At 67.9% G+C, this 24,088-nt stretch carries 25 protein-coding genes; 19 read left to right on the top strand and 6 right to left on the bottom strand.

The window, feature by feature from the left end:
* Positions 1 to 19: 19 nt before the first annotated feature.
* Positions 20 to 1,099 carry a CaiB/BaiF CoA transferase family protein gene (locus ACTWP6_RS19150; protein WP_260754558.1) on the top strand — a complete coding sequence of 360 codons (1,080 nt, stop codon included), beginning with the start codon at positions 20 to 22 and terminating at the stop codon, positions 1,097 to 1,099.
* Here ACTWP6_RS19150 and ACTWP6_RS19155 read toward each other — a convergent pair.
* On the bottom strand, positions 1,087 to 1,407 hold the full coding sequence (locus tag ACTWP6_RS19155) for a 2Fe-2S iron-sulfur cluster-binding protein (RefSeq protein ID WP_260754556.1): 321 nt from the start codon (positions 1,405 to 1,407) through the stop codon (positions 1,087 to 1,089). The genes ACTWP6_RS19150 and ACTWP6_RS19155 overlap by 13 nt on opposite strands.
* A 114-nt stretch (positions 1,408 to 1,521) precedes the next feature.
* Here ACTWP6_RS19155 and ACTWP6_RS19160 point away from each other — a divergent pair, with 114 nt between their 5' ends.
* From ACTWP6_RS19160 to ACTWP6_RS19175, 4 genes are read left to right on the top strand one after another with little or no spacing between them, the layout of a single operon-like run.
* The gene (locus tag ACTWP6_RS19160) at positions 1,522 to 2,955 is read left to right on the top strand and encodes a class I adenylate-forming enzyme family protein (protein ID WP_443188510.1); all 1,434 of its coding nucleotides are present in this window, start codon (positions 1,522 to 1,524) and stop codon (positions 2,953 to 2,955) included.
* Complete coding sequence (locus ACTWP6_RS19165; protein WP_443188511.1) at positions 2,933 to 3,748, top strand: acyl-CoA dehydrogenase family protein; 816 nt, start codon at positions 2,933 to 2,935, stop codon at positions 3,746 to 3,748. The genes ACTWP6_RS19160 and ACTWP6_RS19165 overlap by 23 nt, the downstream gene beginning before the upstream one ends.
* Positions 3,735 to 4,829, top strand: a complete 1,095-nt coding sequence (locus tag ACTWP6_RS19170) for an acyl-CoA dehydrogenase family protein (protein ID WP_443188512.1) — start codon at positions 3,735 to 3,737, stop codon at positions 4,827 to 4,829. Before ACTWP6_RS19165 ends, ACTWP6_RS19170 begins: the two co-directional genes overlap by 14 nt.
* Positions 4,830 to 4,860: 31 nt before the next feature.
* Entirely contained in the window at positions 4,861 to 5,625 is a 765-nt protein-coding gene (locus ACTWP6_RS19175; RefSeq protein ID WP_260754552.1) for an enoyl-CoA hydratase/isomerase family protein, read from the top strand.
* Positions 5,626 to 5,945: 320 nt separating this feature from the next.
* Here ACTWP6_RS19175 and ACTWP6_RS19180 read toward each other — a convergent pair whose 3' ends face one another.
* Both ACTWP6_RS19180 and ACTWP6_RS19185 read right to left on the bottom strand, forming a co-directional pair.
* Positions 5,946 to 6,686: an SDR family oxidoreductase gene (locus tag ACTWP6_RS19180; RefSeq protein ID WP_260754551.1), complete on the bottom strand. Its 741-nt coding sequence runs from the start codon at positions 6,684 to 6,686 to the stop codon at positions 5,946 to 5,948.
* A 19-nt stretch (positions 6,687 to 6,705) separates the two neighbouring features.
* The gene (locus ACTWP6_RS19185) at positions 6,706 to 7,470 is read right to left on the bottom strand and encodes an SDR family NAD(P)-dependent oxidoreductase (RefSeq protein WP_260754550.1); all 765 of its coding nucleotides are present in this window, start codon (positions 7,468 to 7,470) and stop codon (positions 6,706 to 6,708) included.
* A 104-nt stretch (positions 7,471 to 7,574) separates the two neighbouring features.
* Here ACTWP6_RS19185 and meaB point away from each other — a divergent pair, with 104 nt between their 5' ends.
* The gene (meaB, locus tag ACTWP6_RS19190; protein WP_443188513.1) at positions 7,575 to 8,450 is read left to right on the top strand and encodes a methylmalonyl Co-A mutase-associated GTPase MeaB; all 876 of its coding nucleotides are present in this window, start codon (positions 7,575 to 7,577) and stop codon (positions 8,448 to 8,450) included.
* Positions 8,451 to 8,468: 18 nt separating this feature from the next.
* On the opposite strand, the gene ACTWP6_RS19195 is transcribed toward meaB, so the two are convergent.
* From ACTWP6_RS19195 to ACTWP6_RS19205, 3 genes are read right to left on the bottom strand one after another with little or no spacing between them, the layout of a single operon-like run.
* Positions 8,469 to 8,684: a hypothetical protein gene (locus ACTWP6_RS19195; RefSeq protein WP_443188514.1), complete on the bottom strand. Its 216-nt coding sequence runs from the start codon at positions 8,682 to 8,684 to the stop codon at positions 8,469 to 8,471.
* A 41-nt stretch (positions 8,685 to 8,725) separates the two neighbouring features.
* The gene (locus ACTWP6_RS19200; RefSeq protein ID WP_443188515.1) at positions 8,726 to 10,339 is read right to left on the bottom strand and encodes an FAD-dependent oxidoreductase; all 1,614 of its coding nucleotides are present in this window, start codon (positions 10,337 to 10,339) and stop codon (positions 8,726 to 8,728) included.
* Positions 10,340 to 10,375: 36 nt separating this feature from the next.
* Complete coding sequence (locus ACTWP6_RS19205) at positions 10,376 to 11,110, bottom strand: IclR family transcriptional regulator (protein WP_443188516.1); 735 nt, start codon at positions 11,108 to 11,110, stop codon at positions 10,376 to 10,378.
* A gap of 154 nt (positions 11,111 to 11,264) precedes the next feature.
* Here ACTWP6_RS19205 and ACTWP6_RS19210 point away from each other — a divergent pair, with 154 nt between their 5' ends.
* From ACTWP6_RS19210 to ACTWP6_RS19270, 13 genes are read left to right on the top strand one after another with little or no spacing between them, the layout of a single operon-like run.
* On the top strand, positions 11,265 to 12,146 hold the full coding sequence (locus tag ACTWP6_RS19210) for an alpha/beta fold hydrolase (RefSeq protein WP_443188517.1): 882 nt from the start codon (positions 11,265 to 11,267) through the stop codon (positions 12,144 to 12,146).
* Complete coding sequence (locus ACTWP6_RS19215) at positions 12,143 to 13,855, top strand: bifunctional 3-(3-hydroxy-phenyl)propionate/3-hydroxycinnamic acid hydroxylase (RefSeq protein WP_443188518.1); 1,713 nt, start codon at positions 12,143 to 12,145, stop codon at positions 13,853 to 13,855. Before ACTWP6_RS19210 ends, ACTWP6_RS19215 begins: the two co-directional genes overlap by 4 nt.
* Positions 13,803 to 14,723, top strand: coding sequence for a 3-carboxyethylcatechol 2,3-dioxygenase (locus ACTWP6_RS19220; protein WP_443188519.1), 921 nt, complete (start codon positions 13,803 to 13,805; stop codon positions 14,721 to 14,723). Before ACTWP6_RS19215 ends, ACTWP6_RS19220 begins: the two co-directional genes overlap by 53 nt.
* A complete protein-coding gene (locus tag ACTWP6_RS19225) occupies positions 14,720 to 16,528 on the top strand; it encodes an FAD-binding protein (RefSeq protein WP_443188520.1) in 1,809 nt (602 codons plus the stop codon). The genes ACTWP6_RS19220 and ACTWP6_RS19225 overlap by 4 nt, the downstream gene beginning before the upstream one ends.
* A gap of 6 nt (positions 16,529 to 16,534) precedes the next feature.
* Positions 16,535 to 17,854 (top strand): LLM class flavin-dependent oxidoreductase, encoded by a 1,320-nt coding sequence (locus ACTWP6_RS19230; protein WP_443188521.1) that lies wholly within the window; start codon positions 16,535 to 16,537, stop codon positions 17,852 to 17,854.
* 2 nt (positions 17,855 to 17,856) lie between these two features.
* On the top strand, positions 17,857 to 18,699 hold the full coding sequence (locus tag ACTWP6_RS19235; RefSeq protein WP_443188522.1) for a coniferyl-alcohol dehydrogenase: 843 nt from the start codon (positions 17,857 to 17,859) through the stop codon (positions 18,697 to 18,699).
* Positions 18,696 to 19,694: a cyclase family protein gene (locus tag ACTWP6_RS19240; protein WP_260754540.1), complete on the top strand. Its 999-nt coding sequence runs from the start codon at positions 18,696 to 18,698 to the stop codon at positions 19,692 to 19,694. The genes ACTWP6_RS19235 and ACTWP6_RS19240 overlap by 4 nt, the downstream gene beginning before the upstream one ends.
* An 8-nt stretch (positions 19,695 to 19,702) precedes the next feature.
* Positions 19,703 to 20,296 (top strand): NADPH-dependent FMN reductase, encoded by a 594-nt coding sequence (locus ACTWP6_RS19245; protein WP_260754538.1) that lies wholly within the window; start codon positions 19,703 to 19,705, stop codon positions 20,294 to 20,296.
* A gap of 4 nt (positions 20,297 to 20,300) precedes the next feature.
* Positions 20,301 to 21,125 carry an alpha/beta fold hydrolase gene (locus ACTWP6_RS19250; RefSeq protein ID WP_443188523.1) on the top strand — a complete coding sequence of 275 codons (825 nt, stop codon included), beginning with the start codon at positions 20,301 to 20,303 and terminating at the stop codon, positions 21,123 to 21,125.
* On the top strand, positions 21,122 to 21,952 hold the full coding sequence (locus ACTWP6_RS19255) for an SDR family NAD(P)-dependent oxidoreductase (protein WP_260754536.1): 831 nt from the start codon (positions 21,122 to 21,124) through the stop codon (positions 21,950 to 21,952). Before ACTWP6_RS19250 ends, ACTWP6_RS19255 begins: the two co-directional genes overlap by 4 nt.
* The gene (locus ACTWP6_RS19260) at positions 21,952 to 22,659 is read left to right on the top strand and encodes a TetR/AcrR family transcriptional regulator (RefSeq protein WP_396885548.1); all 708 of its coding nucleotides are present in this window, start codon (positions 21,952 to 21,954) and stop codon (positions 22,657 to 22,659) included. The genes ACTWP6_RS19255 and ACTWP6_RS19260 overlap by 1 nt, the downstream gene beginning before the upstream one ends.
* Before the next feature lies 1 nt (position 22,660).
* Positions 22,661 to 22,855, top strand: coding sequence for a ferredoxin (locus ACTWP6_RS19265; protein WP_260754534.1), 195 nt, complete (start codon positions 22,661 to 22,663; stop codon positions 22,853 to 22,855).
* A gap of 1 nt (position 22,856) precedes the next feature.
* Positions 22,857 to 24,086: a cytochrome P450 gene (locus ACTWP6_RS19270; RefSeq protein WP_260754532.1), complete on the top strand. Its 1,230-nt coding sequence runs from the start codon at positions 22,857 to 22,859 to the stop codon at positions 24,084 to 24,086.
* The last annotated feature ends 2 nt before the right edge of the window (positions 24,087 to 24,088 follow it).

Below are 24,088 nucleotides of genomic sequence, written 5' to 3' on the forward strand. Positions count from 1 at the left end.
TGAAAAGCGAGGTAGTGCGATGAGCGCCGGCCCGCCGGGCCCGGTAGGCGGCGCGCCGCTGGCCGGCATTCGGATCATCGAGGTCGGCGTCATGCTGGCCGGACCGTACGCGACGATGATGCTCGCCGACCTGGGTGCCGAGGTGATCAAGGTCGAGCCGCCCGGCGGCGAGATCTCCCGGCAGGTCAGCGACAGCTATTTCGCGAGCCTGAACCGCAACAAGCAGAGCGTGGTCCTCGACCTGAGATCGGCCGAGGGGCGTGCCCGTCTGGGCGAGCTGGTGGCGGATGCTCACGCGCTGCTGGTGAACATGAAGCCGTCGGCCATCCGGCGGCTGGGGCTGACCTATGAGGCGCTCAAGGAGTTCAACGAGCGCATCGTGTGCGTCGCGATGACCGGCTTCGGCCTCGACGGCGGGGACGATCCGGCGTTCGACTATGTCATCCAGGCGGCAACCGGGGTGGCTGCGATGACGGGAGACCCGCAGGGGCCTCCGACGCTGCCGGGGTATTCGTCGGCCGACAACTCCACCGGTCTGACCGCAGCGCTGGGGCTGCTCGCCCAGATCGTGTCCGGTCGGGGTGGGCAGGTCGACGTGTCCTTGCAGGACGTGATGCTCTCGCAGCTGAACTACCGCGCCGCGGCGTACCTCAACGAGGGCGTGGAGCCGCAACGGTATCCGTACGGGGCACACTCGTATTACGTTCCGGCGCAATTGTTTCCGACCGCAGATGGCTACCTGGCACTGTTCATCACCCACGACGCGTTCTGGGCGGCCTTTGCGGGCGAGGCGGGAATCGAAGGTTTTTCCACCATGGCCGAACGCGCGGCTCGCCGCGACGAGGTGTTGGAGCTGGTAGGGGCGGTGTTGCAGACCGACTCCGCGGTGAACTGGCAACAGCGCCTGCAGCCGCTGGGTATTCCGGTCGCCGCGGTGCGCACGCTGCCCGAGGCGCTGGCCGCCACGCCGCACGCGGTGGTCACCGCGGGCGAGTTCCGCCAAGTCGGCAGCCCGATCCACATCGCCGGGTACGCTCCCCAGTACCGGCCGGCGCCCCGGCTCGACGAGCATCGTGCCGTGCCGGCTCACTCGTCGTAGCTGACCCTCACATCGGGGGTGTCCGGCACGGCCTGGCAGGTCAGGACGTATCCCTCGGCGACCTCGTCCTCGGTCAGCGCGTCGTTGACCCGCATCGTCGCCGTCCCGTCGGTCAGCAACGCCATGCAGGTTCCGCAGTTGCCCGCCTCGCACGAGAACGGCGGTCCCATGCCGGCGCGACGCGCGCTCTCCAGCAGCGTCTCGTCGGGCCGGTGCGCCACCGATGCGGTGGTGCCGTCCAACGTGATGGTGATGGTGCCTGCATCGGTGACGGCGGACCCCGCTGCGGGTGTCTGCGGGTCGGTCATGGAACCCTCTTTCGACATTGTCATTCTGATAATAGGAGAATAGTATTCTCCTGGACAAGCGGTAATCCTCTCGCAACCATCATCCAACACTGTGTCGGAAGGGGCGCGCGCGACGTGAGTGAGCCCTGGGCGCTCGCCTTCGAGGATCGGCAGTACACGCGCGCCGATCTCGACGCCCTGGCTGCCGGTATGGCCGCGGAGTTGCAGCAGCGCGGGGTGGTCGCTGGATCACGGGTGGCACTGATGTCGTCGAACCGCCCGGAGTTCGTGGCGGCCCTGCACGCGATCTGGCGTCTCGGCGGGGCTGCGGTGCTGCTGAGTCCGGCCTGGAAGCGAACCGAGGTCGACCACGCGCTGTCGCTCACCGAACCGACGCACGCGGTCGGTGATCACCCCGTCCTCGCCGAGGCCATGCCGATGCTGCCTCTCGATCAGGAGATCCCCCCGGCGGAACATGAGGCGCTCGAGCCCGACCCGGCCGCCGACGCGGTGCTGGTCTTCAGCTCCGGGACCACGGGCATGCCCAAGGCGGTCCGGCACACGCGTGCGTCGCTGGCTGTCGCGGTGCGGCACTGGCGGGCCGGCCTGGGGCTGACATCCGCGGACCGCATGCAGGTCATGACGCCGCCCTCGCACATCCTGGGGCTGCTCAACATCCTGATGGCGCTCGACACCGGCGCCTGGATCCGGTTGCACCGCCGCTTCGACATCGACGCCATGCTCAGGCACATCGAATCCGACCGCATCACCGTCGAGATGGCGGTGGCGCCGATCGCGCTGGCCCTGTCGGCACATCCGGAGCTCGAAAAGCACGATCTGACCTCGCTGCGCTACATCATGTGGTGCGCCACCCCGGTGACCAGCAGCGTCGCCGACGCCATCACGCAACGCACCGGGGTGTCGTGGGTGACGGCCTACGGCGCCAGTGAGCTGCCGGTGATCTCTTGCAACGACCTGCAGCAGCCGCGGCTGGACACCGTTGGCCGCGCGGTGGACGGCGTCGATCTCCGGATTGTGTCGCTGGAGACGGGGGAGGTGTTGGGGCCGGACGCCGAGGGAGAGATCCAGGTGCGGTCCGACTCCGCGATGGCCGGTTATCTGCCCGACGAATGGACCGGCCACGCGTTCACCGACGGCTGGTATCGCACCGGTGACGTCGGAACGCTCGACGCCGACGGCTGGCTGCGGATCACCGATCGCGCCAAGGAGATGATCAAGGTCCGCGGTTTCCAGGTCGCGCCCGCGGAGGTCGAGGCCGTGCTGCACGGACATCCGGCCGTCGACGACTGCGCGGTGTTCGGGGTCCCGGCAGGCGATGGCGAGGCGATCGTCGCCGCCGTGACGGCGCGCGGACCGGTGGACACCGGCGAGCTCGCGGCCCTGGTCGGCGAGCGGCTGGCCTCCTACAAGCGACCGAGCCGTGTGGTCGTCGTGGACGAGATCCCGCGCCTGCCTTCGGGCAAGGTGCTTCGGCGAGTTTTACGGGAGCGGGCGATGAGCGCCCGCGCGAAGAGCGGAGAATTCTGTGGACGTCCGTCTGACCAGTGAGCAGCAACAGCTGCGTGATGCCGCCGCGGAGGTGGCGGCTGATCTCGGGCCGGGGTCGGTCGCCGACCTCGACGACTCGGGACGCATCGCGCGGCTGGAGAAGGCCGTCGACGCCACCGGTTTCCGCACGCTGCGCTCCGACGGCGCCTCCGCGATCGAGGTCGCGATCGTGGCCGAGGAGTTCGGCCGGGGGCTGGTCGACGTGCCCTACCTCGGGCCGGTGCTGGCCGACGACCTGCAGCGCCGACTGGGCCGGCCGGTGGCGTCCACCGAGGCCGTGCCGCAGACCGTGGATCTGACGAAAAGCCTTGCGGGCGTGGTCGAATCGCCGGCCGAGCTGGCCGACCTCTCCGACGGCGATGCGGGCCGGTGGTATGCGCTCGCGTTGGCGTCGACCACTGCCGACATCCTGGGGGCGGCGCGGGGCACCCACGCGCTGGCCACCGAGTACGCCAAGGTGCGCGCGCAGTACGGTGCGACGATCGGTTCCTACCAGGCCGTCGCGCACCTGCTCGCCGAGAGCCTGGCGCTGATCGAGGGATCGATCAGCGTGGCCCGGCATGCCGCGTGGGCGGTCGACGAACTGCCGGTGCGGGAAGCGATCGAGGCTGCCCGGGTCGCGAAGATCTACTGTGCGCGGGCGGCGATGACGGTGTGCGAGACGTCGATCCAGGTACACGGCGGCATCGGCAACACCTGGGAATGCCTGGCGCACGTTTATCTGCGCCGTGTGCTGGCCGCGACCGAGGCCTGGCCTGCGAAGCTGGAGGAGCTGACCATTGGACTTTCGTGATTCCCCCGACGAGGCCGCGTTTCGCGAGCGCCTGAGCGCCTGGCTGGCCGAGCAGAAGGGCAGGTTTCCGACCTCCGGCGACGCGTACTGGGCGAAGGCGGGCGAGTGGCATCAGGCCCTGTTCCAGGCCGGCTTCTTCGGCACATCATGGCCGAAGGCGTACGGCGGTCAGGATCTGCCGCCGGTGTACGACGTGATCGTCGACGAGGAGATCGCCAAGGCCGGCGCCCCGGCGCGGCCCAGCCTCGGCTATCTCGTCGTCGGCCTGAGCCACCATGGCAGCGAGGAACTGCGCCGGCGGTTCCTGCCCGGCATGATCAACGGCACCGAGCGCTGGTGCCAGGGCTTCTCCGAGCCCGGTGCGGGGTCGGACTTGGCGTCACTGACCACGACCGCGGTTCGGGACGGTGACGAGTACGTCATCCACGGGCACAAGATCTGGACCAGCTACTCTGACGTCGCCGACTGGTGCCTGGTGCTTGCGCGCACCGACAAGGACGTGCCGAAACATCGCGGCATCTCGGCGTTCATCGTCAGCATGCACCAGCCCGGAATCGAGCAGCGGCCGCTGAAGATGATCAGCGGCGTCACCAAGGAATTCGGCCAGGTGAGCTTCGACGGCGCCCGGGTGCCCGCCGAGAACATGGTCGGCGCACCCGGCGAGGGCTGGAAGCTGGCGATGACGGTGGTCAGCCACGAGCGCGAGCCGTCGACGCTCGGTTTCTCCGCCCGCTATGGAAAGACGGTGCGGCAGATGGCATCTCGGATCGACGGTGAACCGAACGAAGAGCTGCTGTGGGCGTGGGTGCAGACCGAGATGCTGCGTCTGCACGTGCGGCGGCGGCTCTCCGAACAGCTGGACGGGATCACCCACGGCCCGCAGGGGTCGCTGGACAAGTTGTTGATGACGTGGACCGAGCAGTCGGTCGGGCATGCGGCGCTGGCGACGGTCGGCACCGCCGACGAGGAACTGTTCGGGGCCTACATGTACAGCCGGGCGCAAAGTGTCATGGGAGGCACATCGCAGATTCAGAAGAACATCATCGCGCAACGCATTCTCGGACTGGGAGCCTCCGGCTGATGAGCGCCGGCGCGAAGAAAGAAGGTAGCTGATGTATTCCATGCCAGACGAAATTAAGGTCGAGGCCGACGGCGCCCTGCGCATCATCACGCTGAACCGACCCGACGACCTCAACGCGGTCAACGACAACCTGCACGTCGGCCTGGCCAAGATCTGGGAGGAACTCAACGAGGACGCCGGTGCGCGTGCGGCCGTCATCACCGGTGCGGGACGGGCGTTTTCGGCCGGCGGCGACTTCAACTACCTCGACGAGTTGCGCAACGACGAAGCCCTGCGTCAGAAGACGATCAAGCACGGTCGTGATCTGGTGATCGGTATGGTGCGCTGCCGCATCCCGGTGATCGCCGCGGTGAACGGGCCGGCCGTCGGGCTGGGCTGCAGCCTGGCGGCGCTGTCCGACGTCGTTTACATCGCCGAGAACGCGTTCTTCGCCGATCCGCACGTGTCGATCGGACTGGTGGCCGCCGACGGTGGCCCGCTGGTGTGGGGTTCACAGATCAGCCTGCTGCAGGCCAAGGAGTTCGCGCTGACCGGTGTGCGGATCAAGGCTCAGCGCGCGGTCGAGCTCGGGTTGGCCAATCACGTGGTGGAGGATCCGCTCGCCGAGGCGATCACGTGCGCAAACAAGATGATCGAGCTGCCGCAGCAGGCGGTCGAGGCGACCAAGCGGCTGATGAACATGCAGTTGGAGAAGTCGGTGATGGCGTCGTTGGATTACGCCAACCTGGCCGAGTACGTGTCGTTCGGCACGACGGACTTCAACAAGATCGTCGACGGCCTGATCGCCAAAAAGTAGGCGCTTCCTGCCGCGAGCGTGCGTGTCTGCGGCCAACACGCCGCACTCCGAACCGATTTCACGCACGCTCGCCGGGCATGGTGCGCACGCTCGCGGGATCGCACGCGCGGATTGCGCAGCCCAACCGAGTGAGTAGCCGAACGAGCGAGTAGGCCAACCGAGCGAGTAGGCCAACCGGCGCGCGAAGTGGGCGAACCAAGCGTGCGGATCGTGCGGTCCGAGCGTGCGCGAAGTTCGTCCAGGACGCGGCGTGTCGGGCGCAGACACGCCCGCTCGCGCGGAGGGGCTGGGGCGGAGACAGGCTCGCTTGCCCGCTCGCGCTACGGGGTGAGCTCTTCGGAGCGCTGGATGGTGCCGGTGATGCCCGAAGCATCCTGTCCGGCAAGAAAAACCGCGGCATCGGCCATGGCCTCGGGCGGTTCGACCATCTCGGGCGGGATCTGCATTCCCGCCCCGCCGGCCTGCCAGCCTTCGGTGAGCACCACCCGTGACGGACTCAGGCAGTTCACTGCGATGTTGTCCGGTTTCAGATCGGCCGCCAGGCCGAGATACAGCCGTTCGACCGCGGCTTTGGACACCCAGTAGGCGTTCGCACCGTGATCGGTCATGGCGACCCCGGTGGTCGTCACAGCGATGAGCGAACCCCGGCCGCGCACCCGGATGTGGGGGATGGCCGCCTTGGTGACCAGGAAGACGCCGGTGGTGTTGACGTCGAGGCACAGCTGCCACCGTTTCAGCGGGGTGGTTTCGATGGGCCCGAGCCACAGCACGCCGGCATTGGCGACCAGGATGTCGATTCCGCCGAACTCGACCACCGTCGCGGTGATCGCGGTGTTGACGGACTCCTCGTCGGTGACGTCGCACGGTACCGGCAGCGCCCGCCCGCCGTCGTCCGAAATCCGCTGTGCGACAGACCCGATTGTTCCCGGCAGCTTTCCCTCCTGCTCCGAGCGGGCGGCCACTGCCACCGACGCACCCGCCCGCGCCAGCGCGGCGGCCACGGTGGCGCCGATGCCGCGGCTCGCGCCCGCGACGAACGCGACCTTTCCCTGCAGCGTCACCCGTCGGTCACTTCCCGCGTCATTTCGGGGGGAATCGCAGTGCCCCGTCGAGCCGAATCACCTCACCGTTGAGGTAGTCGTTCTCGACGATGCTCTGCGCCAGCTGCGCGTATTCGGTGGACCGGCCCATACGCTTCGGGAACGGCACCTGCGGTCCCCAGTACTGCTCGAGCTGATCGGCCGCGTTGCCGTAGGCCGGGGTGTTGATGGTTCCGGGGGCGATCGTCACCACGCGAATCCCCAACGGGGACAGGTCGCGAGCAGCGACCAGCGTCATCCCGATCACCCCGCCCTTGGCCGCCGAATACGGCAGCTGTCCGATCTGTCCCTCGTAGCCTGCCACCGAGGCGGTGTTGACGATGACACCCCGTCCACCCTCGTCGAGCGGTTCGGTCTTGGCGATCGCCGCCGCCGAGAGCCGCATGATGTTGAACACGGCGGTGAGGTAGAACTTGATGGTTGTCTCGAAAGCGTCCAAGCCCAGCGGGGATCCGTCTTTGCCGACGAGCCGTCCGCCGCCGGCGGGTCCACCGTGGGTGTCCACCGAAATGCGCAGCGGCCCGAGAGCTTCAGCTTCGGCGATCGCGGCAAGCACCGACTCCTCGGAGGTCGCGTCGGTGCGCACGTAACGCACGCCGAGCTCGGACTCCAGCTGTTTGCCCTTGTCGTCGGCCAGGTCGGCGACGACCACCTTCGCGCCCGCTCCGTGCAGGCGCCGCACCGTCGCCTCACCGAGACCACCGGCTCCTCCGACGACCAGTGCCGAGTTCCCCGCGATGTCCATGCGTATCCTCCCTGGAACTATCACTCTCAGCTTAGGAGAATAGCATTCTCGGAAGCGGAACGGTCCCTCGCGTAGCGAGAAATCGCCTGCGTAAGGTGTCTGGGGTGACGATCGACGACCTCATCGCCGCGGCGCGCGGGGGTTCAGCGCGCGCCACCGGCCGGCTGCTCAGCTACGTGGAGAGTCCGCGCCGGGATGACGTGCTCGCCGCACTCGGGGAGGTTCGCCCGGCCCGTGTCGTCGGCATCACCGGTCCACCGGGCGCGGGCAAGTCCACCACCGTCGGCGCGCTCGTCGGTGCCTATCGGGCCGACGGTAGGCGAGTGGCGGTGCTGGCCGTCGATCCGTCCTCGCCGTATAGCGGCGGCGCCCTGCTGGGTGATCGCATCCGGATGGCGGCCCACATCAACGATCCCGACGTGCTGATCCGATCGGTGGCCACCCGGGGGCACCTCGGGGGTCTGGCCGCCGCGGTGCCCGCGGCGATCACGCTCGTGTCAGCACTGCACTTCGATGTCGTCATTCTGGAGACCGTCGGCGTCGGACAGTCCGAGATCGAGATCGCCGCGGTGGCCGATCCCACCGTGGTGGTCCTCAACCCGGGAGCCGGGGACGCTGTGCAGGCCGCTAAGGCAGGCCTGCTGGAGGTTGCCGACATCGTCGCGGTGAACAAGGCCGACCGTGAGGGCGCCGACCAGACGGTACGGGACCTGCGGGCCGAAACCGACGTGCCGATCCTCAAACTCATCGCGGCCCAGGGCCGTGGGATCGACGAGCTGCTCGAGGTGATCGAAACCCACCACCGCACCGACAATCCCGGTCGGCGATCAGCCAGGGCGCGTGCCCAGATCCTCTCGCTGGCGCAGAGCCTGCTTCGTCAGCACGAGGGACTGGGCTCACTCGCTGACGCGGTGGCCGACGGTCGCACCGACCCGTACACGGCGGCAGCGCAACTCATCGTCACCGACACCATGCGCTGAGCTATTCCGGGAGCTCGATCAGCCGCTTGGTGTACCGCAGGAGTTCGCGCAGTGTCGACGTTCGACTGCCTCGTCGATGACCTGGGTGAGTAACAGTTCGCGGGCGCGGATCGCGGACTGCTCGGCCTCGGCGGCCTCCAGCGCCGGCTCCAGCCGGGCGAGTGCGGCGTCGAGCACCCGGATCTGCGCGGCGGTGCGCGCGATCGCGCTGAATCTGATGCCGGTGCCCGTCACCCCGCCAGGGTAGTCGAGAGCCGATGCGCGGTGTGGCGCTGTCAGGACACCGACGTGCCGGTGGCGGCGGTGTATCCGGTGCGATAGCCGAACACCATGGCGGGGCCGAGGGTGCCGCCCGCACCGCCGTAGGCCTTTCCGGTGGCGCCGGCCATCGCGTTGCCTGCGGCGTAGAGCCCGGTGATGGCGGTGCCGTTGACGTGCAGCACCCGCCCGTCGCGGTCGGTGCGGGGCCCGCCCTTGGTGCCCATCGCGCCCACGGAGACCGGGACCGCGTAATACGGCGCCGTGTCGATCGGACCCAGCGTCTGGCCTGCCGTGGTGGCTGCCGAGGTGTCGCCCCAGTAACCGTCGTAAGCGCTTGCGCCGCGGTTGAACTCAGGATCGTGCTCGGCGGCGACGTTGGTGTTCCAGGCGGTGAGCGTGGCGGCCAGGCCGTCGGGGTCGATGCCGGTCTTCTCGCCGAGCTCCTCGAGATCGGCCGACTGGCAGAACCAGTCGGGGACCGGTCCGTCGGGGTCCACACCGAGGAAGCCGTAGTGCTTGAGATGGATGGAGTCGAAGACGATCCAGGCCGGATCGTTGGCATACCCGAGCTTCGGATCGAGAAAGTGGAACGGCCCGGCCATCGAGTTGTATTCGCCCGCCTCGTTGAGGAAGCGCCTGCCCGCCCGGTTGACGATGATGCTGCGTGGTCGGGTGCGCTCCAACCTGACGCTGCGGCTGCGCGGATGCCCCTCGAAGGTGTCGCCGGGGATCTGCACGATCGGAACCCACCACGCTTCGCCCATGTTCGCCAGGTCGGCGCCGTGCGCCATCGCCATCCGTAGTCCGTCGCCGGTGTTGTGGGGCGGCGAGACCGCGCCCCGCATCGGGCCCCGCAGATACGCCTCGACCAGGCGGCGGTCCCACTCGAATCCACCGGTGCCCAGGATCACGCCGCGACGGGCGTGCACGCGGAACTCGCTGTGGCCCTGTTGGACTCGGACTCCGGTGATCCCCAGCGGGTCTGCGATCAGCTCCACGGCGCGTGCCTCGGTGTGTGGTGTGACGCCGCGGTCGAGCAGGCCGCGCAGCAGGCCGGCGATCAAGGCGGTGCCGGCGACGCAGTAGTCGCCCGACTCGCTGTCGACGGATGCGTGGATGCGCGCGCGGGTCTCGGCGTCGATGCCGACGTTGCTGAAGTCCGCCGGAAAGGACGTGATCCGCGTGCTCCACTCACCGAGCCGGGACAGGTCGAACGGTTTGGCGTTCAGCGAGCGACCGCCACCGGGTTTGCCGCCCGGCAGCTCGGGCTTGTAATCGGGGAAGCCGGTGGCCACCTCGAAGACGAGATCGCTGTGGGACTCCACGAAGTCGAGCATCGGCGCGCCTGTGCGGACGAACGTCTCGACCAGTTCTTCGTCCATGTATCCCAGCGACTGGGCGCGCAGGTACGCCATCGCGTCCTCGACGGTCAGCTCGCCCTCTTCGGACCTGTGGTGCGCCGGGATCCACACGATTCCACCGGACACCGCGGTGGTTCCGCCGACGGTGGCCGCCTTTTCGTAGACCTCGACGGTGGCGCCGTTGACGACGGCGGTGAGCGCGGCGGTCAGTCCCGCGCCGCCGCTGCCCAGTACGACGACGTCGATCTCATGGTCCCAGTCGGTCATCGCTGTCTCCTTCCGATGGTTGCTGCCCGGTCCGGCTCAGCTGAGGACGGCCGACAGATCGTGGGCCGCTTGGATGACCGATTCGCGGCCGTCGAGGACGACGTCCTCGCGGTGCGAGATCAGGTTGATGCACGTGGGCGGCGCCGGGGATCTGCGTCGTACCGGGACGGCCAGGCCGTAGGTGTTGGGCTCGATCTCACCGTGGGTGATCACCCAGCCCTGCTGGCGCGTCTGCTGTACCAGGTCACGCTCGCCGGGGCGCGGCGGCATGCTGGCCAGCAGCGCGATCCCGGCGGCGCCGCGGTCGAGCGGGTACCGGCTCCCCTCGTGAAATGACAACTGGTAGTAGACGTTTGTCGGCACCATGACCGCGACGGCGACCTGCTGGTCACCTTCGGCGACGAGCAGCGACACCGTGGTGGCGAGTTCGTCGGCCAGCGCGCGCAGGGTGGGCACGCACAATTGCCGGACGTTGTTGTCGAACGACGCGCCGAGCACGGCGAGCGCGGCCGCCGAGCGGTAGCGGCCGTCTTCTCCTTTGGCGACGAACCGGTACTGCGCGAGGGTGCTGAGCAGCCGGTAGGCGATGGTCCGGTGCACGCCGATGTCGTCGGCGACCTGCGCGACGGTCAGCCCGGTCGGTGAACTCGCCACCAGTTGGAGTGCGTTGAGCCCACGGGCCAGCGTCTGGGAGCCGGGCGCGCTCGGGCCCGCAGTGGCGGTCCCGCGTGCACCCGCGTCAGGCGGGTGATCACCGGCCGGTCGATTCATGCGGACCTTCCTTGACAGATCTCTGTCGTGAGAGTGATGCTCTAACTATAGTGCACGTGTATGTGCGATAAATGAGCAGAGTGCTTACAAAATACGAGAATTCGATTCTCGCCGTCAAGGTCTCGGGCAGGGACTCCACGGAAGGAGTGCAGGGGTGGCGGAGTTCGAGAGCGTATGGAGCGACCTGCAGGGCGTCCCGTTCTCTCAGGGGTACCTCGACGCCGGCGGTGTCCGCACCCGTTACCTGCACGCCGGTGATCCGGGCAAGCCCGTGCTGGTATTCCTGCACGGTTCCGGCGGTCATGCCGAGGCCTACGTCCGCAACTTAGAGGCGCACGCCGAGCATTTTTCGACGTGGTCGATCGACATGCTCGGCCACGGCTACACCGACAAGCCCGGCCATCCGCTTGAAATCCCGCACTACGTCGAGCATCTCGCCGCATTTCTGGATGCGATCGGCGCGCAGCGCGCGCACATCAGCGGCGAGTCGCTGGGAGGCTGGGTGGCCGCACGCTTCGCCGCGGACCGGCCGGATCGGGTGGATCGTCTGGTGCTCAACACCGCAGGTGGCTCGCAGGCCGATCCCGAGGTGATGAAGCGGATCTTCACGTTGTCGATGGCCGCGGCGGAGGACCCGACCTGGGAGACGGTTCAGGCGCGGATCAAATGGCTGATGGCCGACAAGAGCAAGGATTACGACGACATCGTGGCCAGCCGGCAGCGGGTGTACCGCCAGCCGGGGTTCGTCAACGCGATGCGTGACATCATGGCGTTGCAGGATCCGGAGATCCGGGCGCGAAATTTGCTCGGCCCCAACGAGTACGGCGCGATCACTGCTCCCACGCTGGTGGTCTGGACCAGTGACGACCCGACCGCCGACGTCGAGGAGGGCCGGCGTATCGCGTCGATGATCCCCGGCGCCCGCTTCGAGGTGATGCCGGGCTGTGGTCACTGGCCGCAGTACGAGGATCCCAAGACCTTCGACCGGTTACACCTGGACTTCCTGCAGGGTCGGGCGATGAGCGGGGTCCGGTGACAGCCCCGGACGTCGACGTCGACGTGATCATCGTCGGGGCCGGCCCCTCCGGTCTGACCCTGGCGAATATTCTTGGCCTTCACGGTGTTCGGACGCTCGTGGTCGATGAACGCGACACCCTCATCGACTACCCCCGCGGTGTCGGTCTCGACGACGAGGCACTGCGCACGTTCCAGTCGATCGGTCTGGTCGATCAGGTGCTGCCGCACACGGTGCCCAACCAGATCCTGCGGTTCTTCGATGCCGACCGGAAGTTGCTGGCCGAGATGGCGCCTCCGGATGCCCGATTCGGCTGGCCCAAGCGCAACGGGTTCGTCCAGCCGATGGTCGACGCCGAGTTGTTCAAGGGCCTTGAGCGGTTCGACCATGTCGAGGTCCGCTTCGGACACCGCATGCAGACCTGCTCCGAGACAAGCGACGGCGTCACCGTCGGCTTCGCTGGTGGCCAGGCGTCCGTGCGTGCCCGATACGTGGTGGGGTGCGACGGCGGTCGCAGCGCCACCCGCCGCTTGATGGGCGTGTCCTTCGACGGCACGACGTCGTCGACCCGCTGGCTCGTGGTCGATGTCGCCAACGACCCGCTCGGCCATCCGAACAGCGAGGTCGGCGCTGATCCGGCCCGTCCCTACGTGTCCATCTCGATCGCACACGGCATCCGGCGCTTCGAGTTCATGATCCATCCGCACGAAACCAACGAACAGGCCGACGACCCGGAGTTCGTCCGGCGCATGCTCGGTCAGCGTGTCCCGTATCCGGAACGGGTCGACATGATCCGGCACCGGGTCTACACCCACCATTCCCGGATCGCCGGGTCGTTCCGCAAGGGTCGGTTGCTGCTGGCCGGCGACGCCGCCCACCTGATGCCGGTGTGGCAGGGCCAGGGATACAACAGCGGGATCCGCGACGCGGCGAACCTGGGATGGAAGCTGGCCGCGGTCATCCGCGGGCAGGCCCGCGACGCGCTGCTCGACACCTACGACGTCGAGCGTCGCAAGCACGCGCGCGCGATGATCGACCTGTCGACGATGGTCGGCCGGGTCATCTCCCCGACCAACCGCCGGGTGGCAGCGCTGCGTGACAAGGTGATCCACGCCGCGTCGGTGGTACCCACCCTGAAGCGCTACATCCTGGAGATGCGGTTCAAGCCGATGCCGCGCTACCTGCAGGGCGCGGTCTACCACGACGCACAGCCGTCGCCGAACTCGCCGACCGGCACCTTGTTCATCCAGCCACGCGTGGACACCCGCGACGCTCAGAACCTGCTTCTCGACGAGGTGCTCGGTTCCGGTTTCGCGGTGTTGTGCTGGAGTAACAACCTACCTGCCGTGCTCGGGGACGAGGTGTTCGACAGTTGGAAAGCCTTGGGCGCGAGGTTCGTCGAGGCGCGACCGATGACCCAGCTGCGCTGGCCCGGCCACGACGACGCCGATGTCGTGGTCGTGGGCGACCGCGGGGGAGCACTGAAGAAGTGGTTCGACGTGTCGACCGACTCGGTGCTGTTCCTGCGGCCGGACCGCTGCATCGCGGCCGCGTGCATTGCGCAGCGTGCGCCGGAGGTGTCGGCGGAGCTGTTCCGCGCGCTGCATCTGAACGTTCCACCGTCCCGGGAAGGAGGGTCCGGTTCTCATGGCGAAAACACAGATGGCCGTGTGCTGCATGTCGCACAGTCCGCTGCTGAACCTTCCGGGACCGTCACAGGAACTCCTTGACGACATCGAGGGCGCCATCGGCGCCGCACGCGATTTCGTCGCCGACTTCGACCCGGAGCTCGTCGTCACGTTCTCGCCCGATCACTACAACGGGTTCTTCTACCGCGCGATGCCGCCGTTCTGTATCGGCACCGCGGCCGCGGGCGTCGGCGACTACGGCACCTACCAAGGTCCGTTGAACGTGCCGGCCGATCTGGCCACCGACTGTGCCCAGGCGGTGCTGGACGCTGACGTCGACGTCGCGATCTCGGCGGCGATGGACGTCGACCACGGCACAGTGCAACCGCTGCAGAAGCTGTTCGGCGACGCCACCGCCAAACCCGTCATCCCGGTGTTCGTCAACTCCGTGGCGACCCCGCTGGGACCGATGCGCCGAGTCCGTGCGCTCGGGGCCGCCGTGGGCGCGCATCTCGCCGGCCTCGGCAAGCGGGTGCTGGTCATCGGATCGGGCGGACTGTCGCACGACCCTCCCGTCCCGACGCTGGCGACCGCGCCGCCGGCGGCGCTGGACCGCATCGTCAGAGGCGTGCCGATGACCACCGAGCAGCGGCTGGCCCGCCAGTCGGCGGTGATCGAGGCAGCCCGCGAATTCGCGGCCGGCCACGGGGCGCTCGCTCCGCTGAACCCGGACTGGGATACGGCGTTCCTGGACCTGCTCGACACCGGCCGGCTCGCCGAGGTGGACGGCTGGGACTACGGCTGGATCGCCGAGCAGGCGGGTGACTCTGCTCACGAGGTCAGAACCTGGGTGGCCGCCTTTTCAGCGTTGGCCGCGCAGGGCAGATACGGTACCGGCGACCGGTTCTACCGTGCCGCACCGGAACTCATCGCCGGTTTCGCGATTCGAACGGCGGTGTCCACAAAATGAGTTCTGCTGCGGGCCAAGGATTCGACCAAGCCACCGATGTCCTGGTGATCGGGTCCGGTGGCGGCGGGATGACCGCCGCGCTGGCCGCGAAGTCAGCCGGCCTGGACACCCTGGTGGTGGAGAAGTCGCCGCGGTTCGGCGGCTCCACCGCGTTGTCGGGCGGCGGCATTTGGGTGCCGGGGGCGCCGTCGCAGCGCCGCGAGGGCTACGTGCCGGACCCTGATCGGGTGTTCACCTACCTCAAGGAGATCACCGGCGGTCTGGTCAGCGACGCCCGGCTGCGCACCTATGTGAACGCCGCGCCCGAGATGATGGACTTCCTCGAAAAGCTCAGCCCCTGGCTGGAGTTCGTGTGGAAGCCCGGATACGCCGACTACTATCCCGAGCTTCCCGGCGGGTCAGCGCTGGGCAGCACCATCAACGTGCCCGAGCTTGACCTGCGCGTGCTCGGCGACGAGGAACATAACCTGCTCGCCCCGTTGGCGCTGGCGCCCAAGGGAATCTGGTTCGCGCCCAAGGACCTGCGGCTGTTCTATCAGGTCCGGCAGAACTGGCGCGGTAAGGCCGTGCTGCTGAAGTTGATCTGGCGGATGTTCCGGGCCCGAGCCTTCGGGGAACGTATGGCGGCCATCGGTCAGTCCCTGTCGGCGCGGCTGCGGCTCGCGATGAAACAGCAGGACATCCCGCTATGGCTGAACGCGCCGATGACCGAGCTGATCACCGACACCGACGGCCCGGATGCGCGGGTGATCGGCGCAGTCATCGAGAAAGACGGCCGTGTGCTGCGGGTGCAGGCCCGGCGGGGGGTGATCCTGGCCAGCGGCGGCTTCGACCACGACATGGGTTGGCGGCGGCAACATCTGCCCGAGCTGAACCGGGTCGCTGAACTCGCCGGACCCGGCAAGGACTGGAGCTTCGGCAATCCCGCCGCGACCGGTGACGGTATCCGGGCCGGCGAGAAGCTCGGCGCGGCAACCGATCTGCTTGACCAAGCGTGGTGGTTCCCGGCGATCTGCTGGCCGGACGGACGGTTGCAGTTCATGCTCAACGAACGGATGATGCCATCCCAGTTCGTGGTCAACGGCGCGGGCGAGCGGTTCATCAACGAAGCCGCGCCCTACATGGACTTCGCCCACGCGATGATCGACGGTGAGCGCTCCGGTGTCACGCACATCCCGTGCTGGCTGATCACCGACATCCGGTCGTTCCACCGGTACGTCGTCGCCGGGCACCTGCCGATTCCCAAGGTGCCGTTCGCTCCCGTCCCGACTGGCCGGAAGGTGCCGGCCGCCTGGCTGGAGTCCGGCATCGTCAAGACGGGGTCCACCTGGGAGGAACTCGCCGGCCGGATCGGGGTCCCGCCGGCGCAACTGCGCCGGACCGCCGAACGGTTCAACGAGTTGGCCGCCCAAGGCCACGACGACGATTTCAACCGCGGGGAGAGCGCCTACGACAACTATTACGGCGACCCGACGCTGCCCAACCCGAATCTGCACCCGCTCGGCAAGCCGCCGTACTACGCGTTCCAGATCATCCTCGGCGACCTCGGCACCTCGGGTGGGCTGCGCACCGACGAGCACGCCCGCGTGCTGCGCGGCGACGACACGGTGATCGAGGGGCTCTATGCGGTCGGCAATGCGTCGGCGGCGGTGATGGGCCGCAGTTACGCCGGTGCCGGCGCGACGATCGGGCCCGCCATGACGTTCGGCTACGTCGCGGCGCGCCACATCGCGGAGTCGGCGACCACCGACCAGGAACCACTGTCCATCCAAAGCCCCGAAAGCCCCGAATCTTCTAGGAGGTAAACAGCAGTGAAGATTTCCTTGTTCTACGAGTTCCCGTTGCCCCGGCCGTGGTCTGACGACGACGAGCACCAGCTCATCCAGCACGGTCTCGACGAGGTGGAGCTCGCCGACAAGGCCGGCTTCTCCACGGTGTGGCTCACCGAGCACCACTTCCTGGAGGAGTACTGCCACTCCACCGCGCCGGAGATGTTCCTGGCCGCGGCGAGCCAGCGCACCAAGAACATCCGACTCGGCTTCGGCGTCATGCACCTGCCGCCGCCCATCAACCATCCGGCCCGCATCGCCGAACGGGTGGCCACGCTCGACCACCTGTCCAACGGCCGGGTGGAGTTCGGCACCGGTGAGGGGTCGTCGGTCGCCGAGCTCGGCGGCTTCAACATCGACCCGGCCGACAAGCGCACGATGTGGGAAGAGGCACTTGAGGTCTCGATCCGGTGTATGACCGAGGCGCCGTTCACCGGCTTCAAGGGCGAGCACGTCGAAATGCCGGCTCGCAACGTGATCCCGAAGCCGCTGCAGCAGCCGCACCCGCCCGTCTGGGTGGCGTGCACACGGCCGTCGTCGGTGCAGATGGCCGCCCAGAAAGCCATCGGTGCACTGAGTTTCGCCTACACCGGACCCGAGGCGCTCAAAGACCGGGTGGACGGCTACTACAAGGAGTTCGAGGAGAAGGGCACGCCGATCACCCCGGCGATCAATCCCAACCTGCTCGCGATCGGCGGCGACCTGTCGATGATGGTGGCCAAGACCGACGAGGAGGCGCTCAAGCGGCTCGGCATCGGCGGCGGGTTCTTCTCGTTCGGGATCATGCACTACTACCTGACGGGCATGCACACTCCTGGGCGCACCGGGGTGTGGGAGCTCTACGAAAAGGCGGTCAAGGACGATCCCACGCTGGCCTACGGGCCGGGCCGCGGCGCGATCGGATCACCCGACACCGTCCGCGAATTCCTGCGTGGTTACGAGGCCAGCGGCGTCGACGAGATCATCCTGCTGCTCAACCCGCGCAGCCACGAGGGCACGATGGAGTCCATCGAGATCATGGGCAAAGAGATCCTGCCCGAGTTCATCGAGCGCGACGCGAAAGCGGTGCAGGACAAAGCCAAGCGTTTGGCGCCGGTGATCGAGAAGGTCGAGGCGCGCCGGCAGCACTGGGACGCACCGCTGTTCGACGAAACCTACGCGTTCGGCGGTCTGCCCACCGGCCGCGGCGGCAAGTTCACCGCCGGGGAGATTCCCGAGGCGATGGCCGAGATCAACGAGGGCCGCGTCAAGGCTGCACAGGCCGAGAAGGACGCCAAGGCCGCGAAGGAAGCTGCGAGCTGATCGTGACCCCGCTTGACGAGCTGGTGCGCTTCGACGGCAGGCACGCGGTAGTAACCGGATGCGCCTCCGGGATCGGAGCACAGGTGGCGCATCAGCTCGCTTCGCTCGGCGCGCGGGTCACCGGCCTGGACCTGCGTGCGCCGGAAAACCGGTCTGCCCTGGGGGACTTCATCCCGGTCGATCTGGCCGACCCGGACTCCGTCGACGCCGCCACGGCGGCGGTGGGTGACGGCGTCGACGCGGTGTTCAACGTCGCCGGGGTGTCGTCGGGGATCGGGGATCCGCTGCTGGTGATGCGGATCAACTTTCTCGGTATGCGCCAGTTCACCGAAGCGCTGGTGGATCGGATGCCGGCCGGGGCGTCGATCACCAACGTGTCCTCGCTGGCCGCTTCTGGCTACCTCGACCACGCCGCCACCACCGCGGGTCTTCTCGCCACCACATCGGTGGAAGACGGCCTGCGGTGGTGCGCCGAGCATCCCGACGCGCTCGCCGACGGCGGGTACCGCCAATCCAAGGAGGCGATCATCCTCTACGGGATGCAGCGGGCCGTCGATCTCGGCGTCCGCGGCATCAGGATCAACTGCACCGCACCGGGGGTCACCGAAACCCCGATACTGGATCAATTGCGATCGGCCTACGGTCAGCAATACCTCGATTCGTTCACCGCCCCGCTGGGGCGGGTGTCGACGCCCGAGGAGCAGGCGGCGACACTGGTGTTCCTCGGCAGCCGGGCCGCCGGTTACCTCACCGGACAGGTGGTGTGGACCGACGGCGGCATCCTCGCCCAGCGCATCACCGCCCAGATGACCGATCCGCAGTCCGCACAAGGGAGTTCCCGATGACCGGCACCATGAGCGACTTCCGCAGGATGGCCGACGAGGTCCGCAACTGGGGACGGTGGGGCGACGACGACGAACTCGGTACCCTCAACTTCATCACTGCCGAGAAGGTCGCCGAAGCCGCAGGCCTGGTCACGCAGGGCAAGGTGATCTCCCTCGGTGGCGACTTCAGCTCCGGGGGACCTCAGGGCGCGTTCAAGTTCCGACAGAACCCCGTTCACGTGATGACCGTCGACGGGGGTGACGCCTCCACGCTCGTCGAGTACGGGCCTCAATGGCTGCGCAACGCGGTGGCCGCCGACATGAGCGCGTTCTTCGCCGACAACCCGTTCCGGTTCAACGACGACATCATCGTGATGCCGCTGCAGGCCGCCACGCAGTGGGACGCGATGTCACACGTGTACTACGAGGACAAGCTCTACAACGGATTTCCGGCTGACTCGGTGACCAGCTTCGGCGCCTTCCACCTCGGGATCGAGAAAGTCGACAGGAAGGGCATCGCCTCCCGCGGGGTACTCCTCGACGTCGTCGCGCATCGCGGCGCGGACACGTTCTGCGAGCCAGGGACCCCGATTACCCCCGACGAACTCGACGAGATCGTCGCCCGCCAGCAGGTCGAGATCCGCTCTGGCGACATCGTGGTGGTGCACACCGGGTGGTGGACGCGCTTCCTCCAGACCGGGGATGGTGGGGAAGCCGGCTCGGGACTGCACTGGACCTGCGCGGCCTGGCTGCACGAACGCGAGGTGGCAGCTGTGGCCGCCGACAATTTGATGGTCGAGGACCCCGACCCCGCCAACGGCGTGACGGGAACGTTCCTGCCGATGCACATGCTGTGCCTGCGCGACATGGGCCTCATGCTCGGCGAGTACTGGGACCTCGGTCCGATCGCCGCCGACTGCGCCGCCGACGGCAGCTACGAATTCCAGCTCGTCGCACCGCCACTGAAGGTGGTCGGCGCCGTCGGGGCACCTGTCAGTCCGATCGCGATCAAGTGAGTGGGGAAGTGACCAGTATCAATCAACCGTTCATCGTGGGTCTCGGCGGCACACTGCGGGCCAACTCGTCGACCGAACGGGCTCTGCGCTACTGCCTGACGTCGGTGGAGCAGCAGGGTGGACGCACCCGGCTGTTCAGTGCGGAGGACCTCGACCTGCCGATGTACGCTCCGCACGAGCTGGAGCGCACACCCAAAGCCCTCGAACTGGTCAAGACCCTTCGGGACGCCGACGCCGTAGTGGTGGGCTCGCCCGGATACCACGGGGCGATCTCCGGGCTGGTCAAGAACGCTCTCGACTACATCGAGGATCTGCGGGAGGACCCCCGCGTCTACCTCGACAACACCCCGTGGGGCTGCATCAGTTGCGCCTACGGGTGGCAGGCCGCGGTGGGCACGCTCACCCAGCTGCGCAGCATCGGGCACGCGCTGCGGGCATGGCCGACCCCGCTGGGTGTGGCGATCAACTCCGCCGACCCGATCTGGGATCCGTCGGGCGAGCTCGCCGACACCGAGCAGGGCAGGGCCGTGGCCAATCAGCTCGAGCTGCTGGCGAGCCAGGTGCTGGCGTTCGCGCAGACCAGCCGGACATTGGTCACCTAGCACCATGGCGTTCCGATCGAAGACTGTTCTCATCGACGGCCTGCGCACAAGTTACCTCGAAGCGGGACAAGGGGATCCGGTCGTCCTGCTGCACGGCGGGGAATTCGGCGCCTGCGCGGCCGTCGGCTGGGAGCACACCATCGACGCGCTGGCCGGGCGGTACCGGGTGCTGGCCCCGGACATGCTCGGCTTCGGAGACTCCGCCAAGGTCGTCGACTTCACCGACGGCCGGGGCATGCGCATCCGGCACATCGCGCGCTTCTGCGACGTGATGGGTGTGCAGGCCGCCCACTTCGTCGGCAATTCGATGGGCGCGATCAACCTGCTCGTCGACGCCACCTCGGACGCACCGGTGCTGCCGGCGCGCAGTCTGGTCGCGATCTGCGGTGGTGGCGAGATCCAGCGCAACGAGCACGTCAGCGCGCTCTACGACTACGACGCCTCCGTCGAGGGCATGCGCCGCATCGTGACCGCGTTGTTCGCCGATCCTGCCTACCCCGCCGACGAGGCATACGTGCGGCGCCGCTACGAATCGAGCATCGCCCCCGGCGCGTGGGAGTCATTGGCCGCGGCGCGGTTCCGCCGCCCGGGCCTGGAACCTCCGCCGGCCCCGAGCAGTGCGCGCGCCTACGGCCGCATCGCCGTACCGGCCCTGGTGATCGAAGGGGGCGACGACAAACTGCTGCCCCGGGGTTGGGCGGCCGAGATCGCCGGGCAGATTACCGAGGGGCGCTCGGCCGTCGTCGACGGCGCCGGACACTGCCCGCAGATCGAGCGGCCCGCCGCTGTCAACCAGCTGTTGCTGGACTTCTTGGAGGAGCACAGATGAACGAACTCGTGGGCAAGGTCGCCGTGGTCACCGGCGGCGCATCGGGGATCGGCCGGGGCATCGCCGAACGGTTCGCCGCCGAAGGGGCCGGCGTGGTGATCGCCGACGTCCGCGACGATCTCGGGGAACAGCTTGCCGCCGAGCTGAATTCACGCGGTGCCAAGACCGTGTACCGGCATACCGATGTCGGCGATCAGACCCAGGTCGGCGAGCTCGTGGCAGCGGCGGTCGAGACCTTCGGCGGGCTGAACGTGATGGTGAACAACGCGGGAATCTCCAGTCCGCTGCGCAAAGGCCTGTTCCACGAGGACTTCGAGGAGTTCGACCGGGTCATGCGGGTGAACCTGCTCGGCGTCATGGCCGGCACCCGGGACGCCGCGCGGCACATGGCCGACCGAGGCGGCGGATCCATCGTCAACCTCGGCTCGATCGGCGGTATCCAGGCCGGTGGCGGCGTCTCGACCTACCGCGCCTCCAAGGCGGCGATCATCCACTTCACCAAATGCGCCGCGATCGAGCTCGCGCATTACGAGGTGCGGGTGAACTGCCTGGCGCCCGGCAACATACCGACGCCGATTCTCGCCTCGTCGGCCACTGACGAGGACCGGGAACGGCTGGAACGCTTCGAGGCCAGAATCCGGCAGCAGATGCGAGACGACCGCCCGCTCAAGCGGGAGGGCAGCGCCGAGGACGTCGCCGAGGCCGCACTGTACCTGGCCACGGACCGGTCTCGGTACGTCACCGGCACCGTGTTGCCGGTCGACGGCGGCACCGTCGCGGGCAAGGTGATCGTCCGCAAGCCGGCAACCGGGCAGACCGCAGGGTGATTGCTTTAAATCAGTCGCTTGACTTAGCAGGTGTGACCGGGTTCACTGAGAGCGTGACGACTGCGAGGACCGTGCGGGCCGACCGTGCAAGCAGCACCCAAGAGGCGATCCTGAAGGCGGCCGAGCGGCTCTACGCCGAACACGGGGTGTTCGCGGTGTCCAACCGGCAGGTCAGCGAAGCCGCCGGCCAGGGCAACAACGCCGCAGTCGGCTACCACTTCGGCACCAAGGCGGACCTGGTGCGTGCCATCGAGCACAAGCACCGGGGCCCGATCGAGGAGCTGCGTGAGCGCCGGGTCGCCGAGATCGGGGATTCGACCGACATGCGCGACTGGGTGGCCGCGCTTGTCTGCCCGTTGACGGATCACCTTGCCGAACTGGGCAATCCGACCTGGTACGCCCGGTTCGCCGCGCAGGTGATGACCGACCCGGCATACCACAACATGATCGTCAAGGACGCGCTGTCGTCACCGTCGCTGGTCCGGGTACTCGACGGGATCAACGGCTGTCTGCCCGATCTGCCCGTCGACGTCCGAGTGGAACGAAACATCATGGGCCGCAACCTATTGATGCACAGCTGTGCCGACCGTGAGCGGCTCCTCGCGCAGGGGTCGCCCGTCGCGCGGCCCACCTGGCAGGCCGCGGCCACCGGGCTGATCGACGCGATCATCGGGCTGTGGCACGCCCCGGTCACGGAGCTGTCTTGACATGAGGGTCACGGTCGACCAGGACAGGTGCGTCTCGTCGGGCCAGTGTGTGCTCAATGCCGGTGTCGTGTTCGACCAACGCGACGACGACGGCGTGGTCGAACTGCTGATCCCCGAGCCCGGACCCGAGCACGCCGAGGAGACCCGAAAGGCCGCGGCCGCATGCCCCGCCCTGGCCATCCACATCGAGGAGTGAAATGACAGAGACGCTTGCGCAGGAAGCGGTGGCGGTGCCGGAGTATCCGATGGAGCGCGCCGCGGGCTGCCCGTTCGCGCCGCCGCCGCAGATGCTCGAGATGAACAAGGCCAAACCGCTGTCCCGCGTGCGGATCTGGAACGGCGCCACGCCGTGGCTGATCACCGGCCATGAGGTGGCGCGCACGCTGTTCGCCGACTCCAGGGTCAGCGTGGACGACAGGCGGGAGGGCTTCCCGCACTGGAACGAGCACATGTTGTCCACGGTGTACAAGCGGCCGCGCTCGGTGTTCACCTCGGATGCCGAGGAGCACACCCGGTTCCGCCGGATGCTGTCCAAGCCGTTCACTTTCCGGCGGGTCGAGGCGCTGCGCCCGGTGATTCAGGACGTCACCAACGAATGCATCGACGAGATCCTGGCCGGCCCGCAGCCGGCCGACATGGTCGCCAAGCTCGCGCTCCCGGTGCCCACCCGGGTCATCAGCGACATGCTCGGCGTGCCCTACGAGGACCACGAGTTCTTTCAGGAGCACGCCAATGCCGGGCTCGCCCGCTACGCGGCCGCGGACGCCATGCAGAAGGGTGCGATGAGCCTGCACCAGTACCTGATCAACCTCGTTGAGGAGAAGCAGGCCAACCCCGCCGAGGACGCGGTCTCCGACCTCGCCGAGCGCGTCACCGCCGGCGAGATCAGCGTCAAGGAGGCCGCGCAACTGGGCACCGGTCTGCTCATCGCCGGCCACGAGACCACCGCCAATATGATCGGGATCGGGATCTGCGCGCTGTTGGAGAACCCGAAACAAGCTGCGCTTCTTCGTGATTCCGACGACCCGAAATTCATCGCCAACGCCGTCGAAGAGCTGATGCGCTACCTGTCGATCATTCAGAACGGCCAACGCCGGGTGGCCACGGAAGACATCGAGATCGCCGGGGAGACCATCCGGGCGGGGGAGGGCATCATCCTGGATCTGGCGCCGGCCAACTGGGACGAGCGGGCCTACCCCGAGCCGGACACGCTCGACCTGACCCGCGATGCGAACCAGCAACTCGGCTTCGGCTACGGCCGGCACCAGTGCGTAGGACAGCAGCTGGCCCGCGCCGAGCTACAGATCGTGTTCCACACGCTGCTGCGCCGGATCCCGACGATGAAGCTGGCGATCCCGTTGGAGGAGGTGCCGTTCAAGCATGACCGGCTCGCCTACGGCGTCTACGAACTACCGGTCACCTGGTAAAG

The sequence above is a fragment of the Mycobacterium sp. 4D054 genome (assembly GCF_052245755.1).
Classification (GTDB): Bacteria; Actinomycetota; Actinomycetes; order Mycobacteriales; family Mycobacteriaceae; genus Mycobacterium.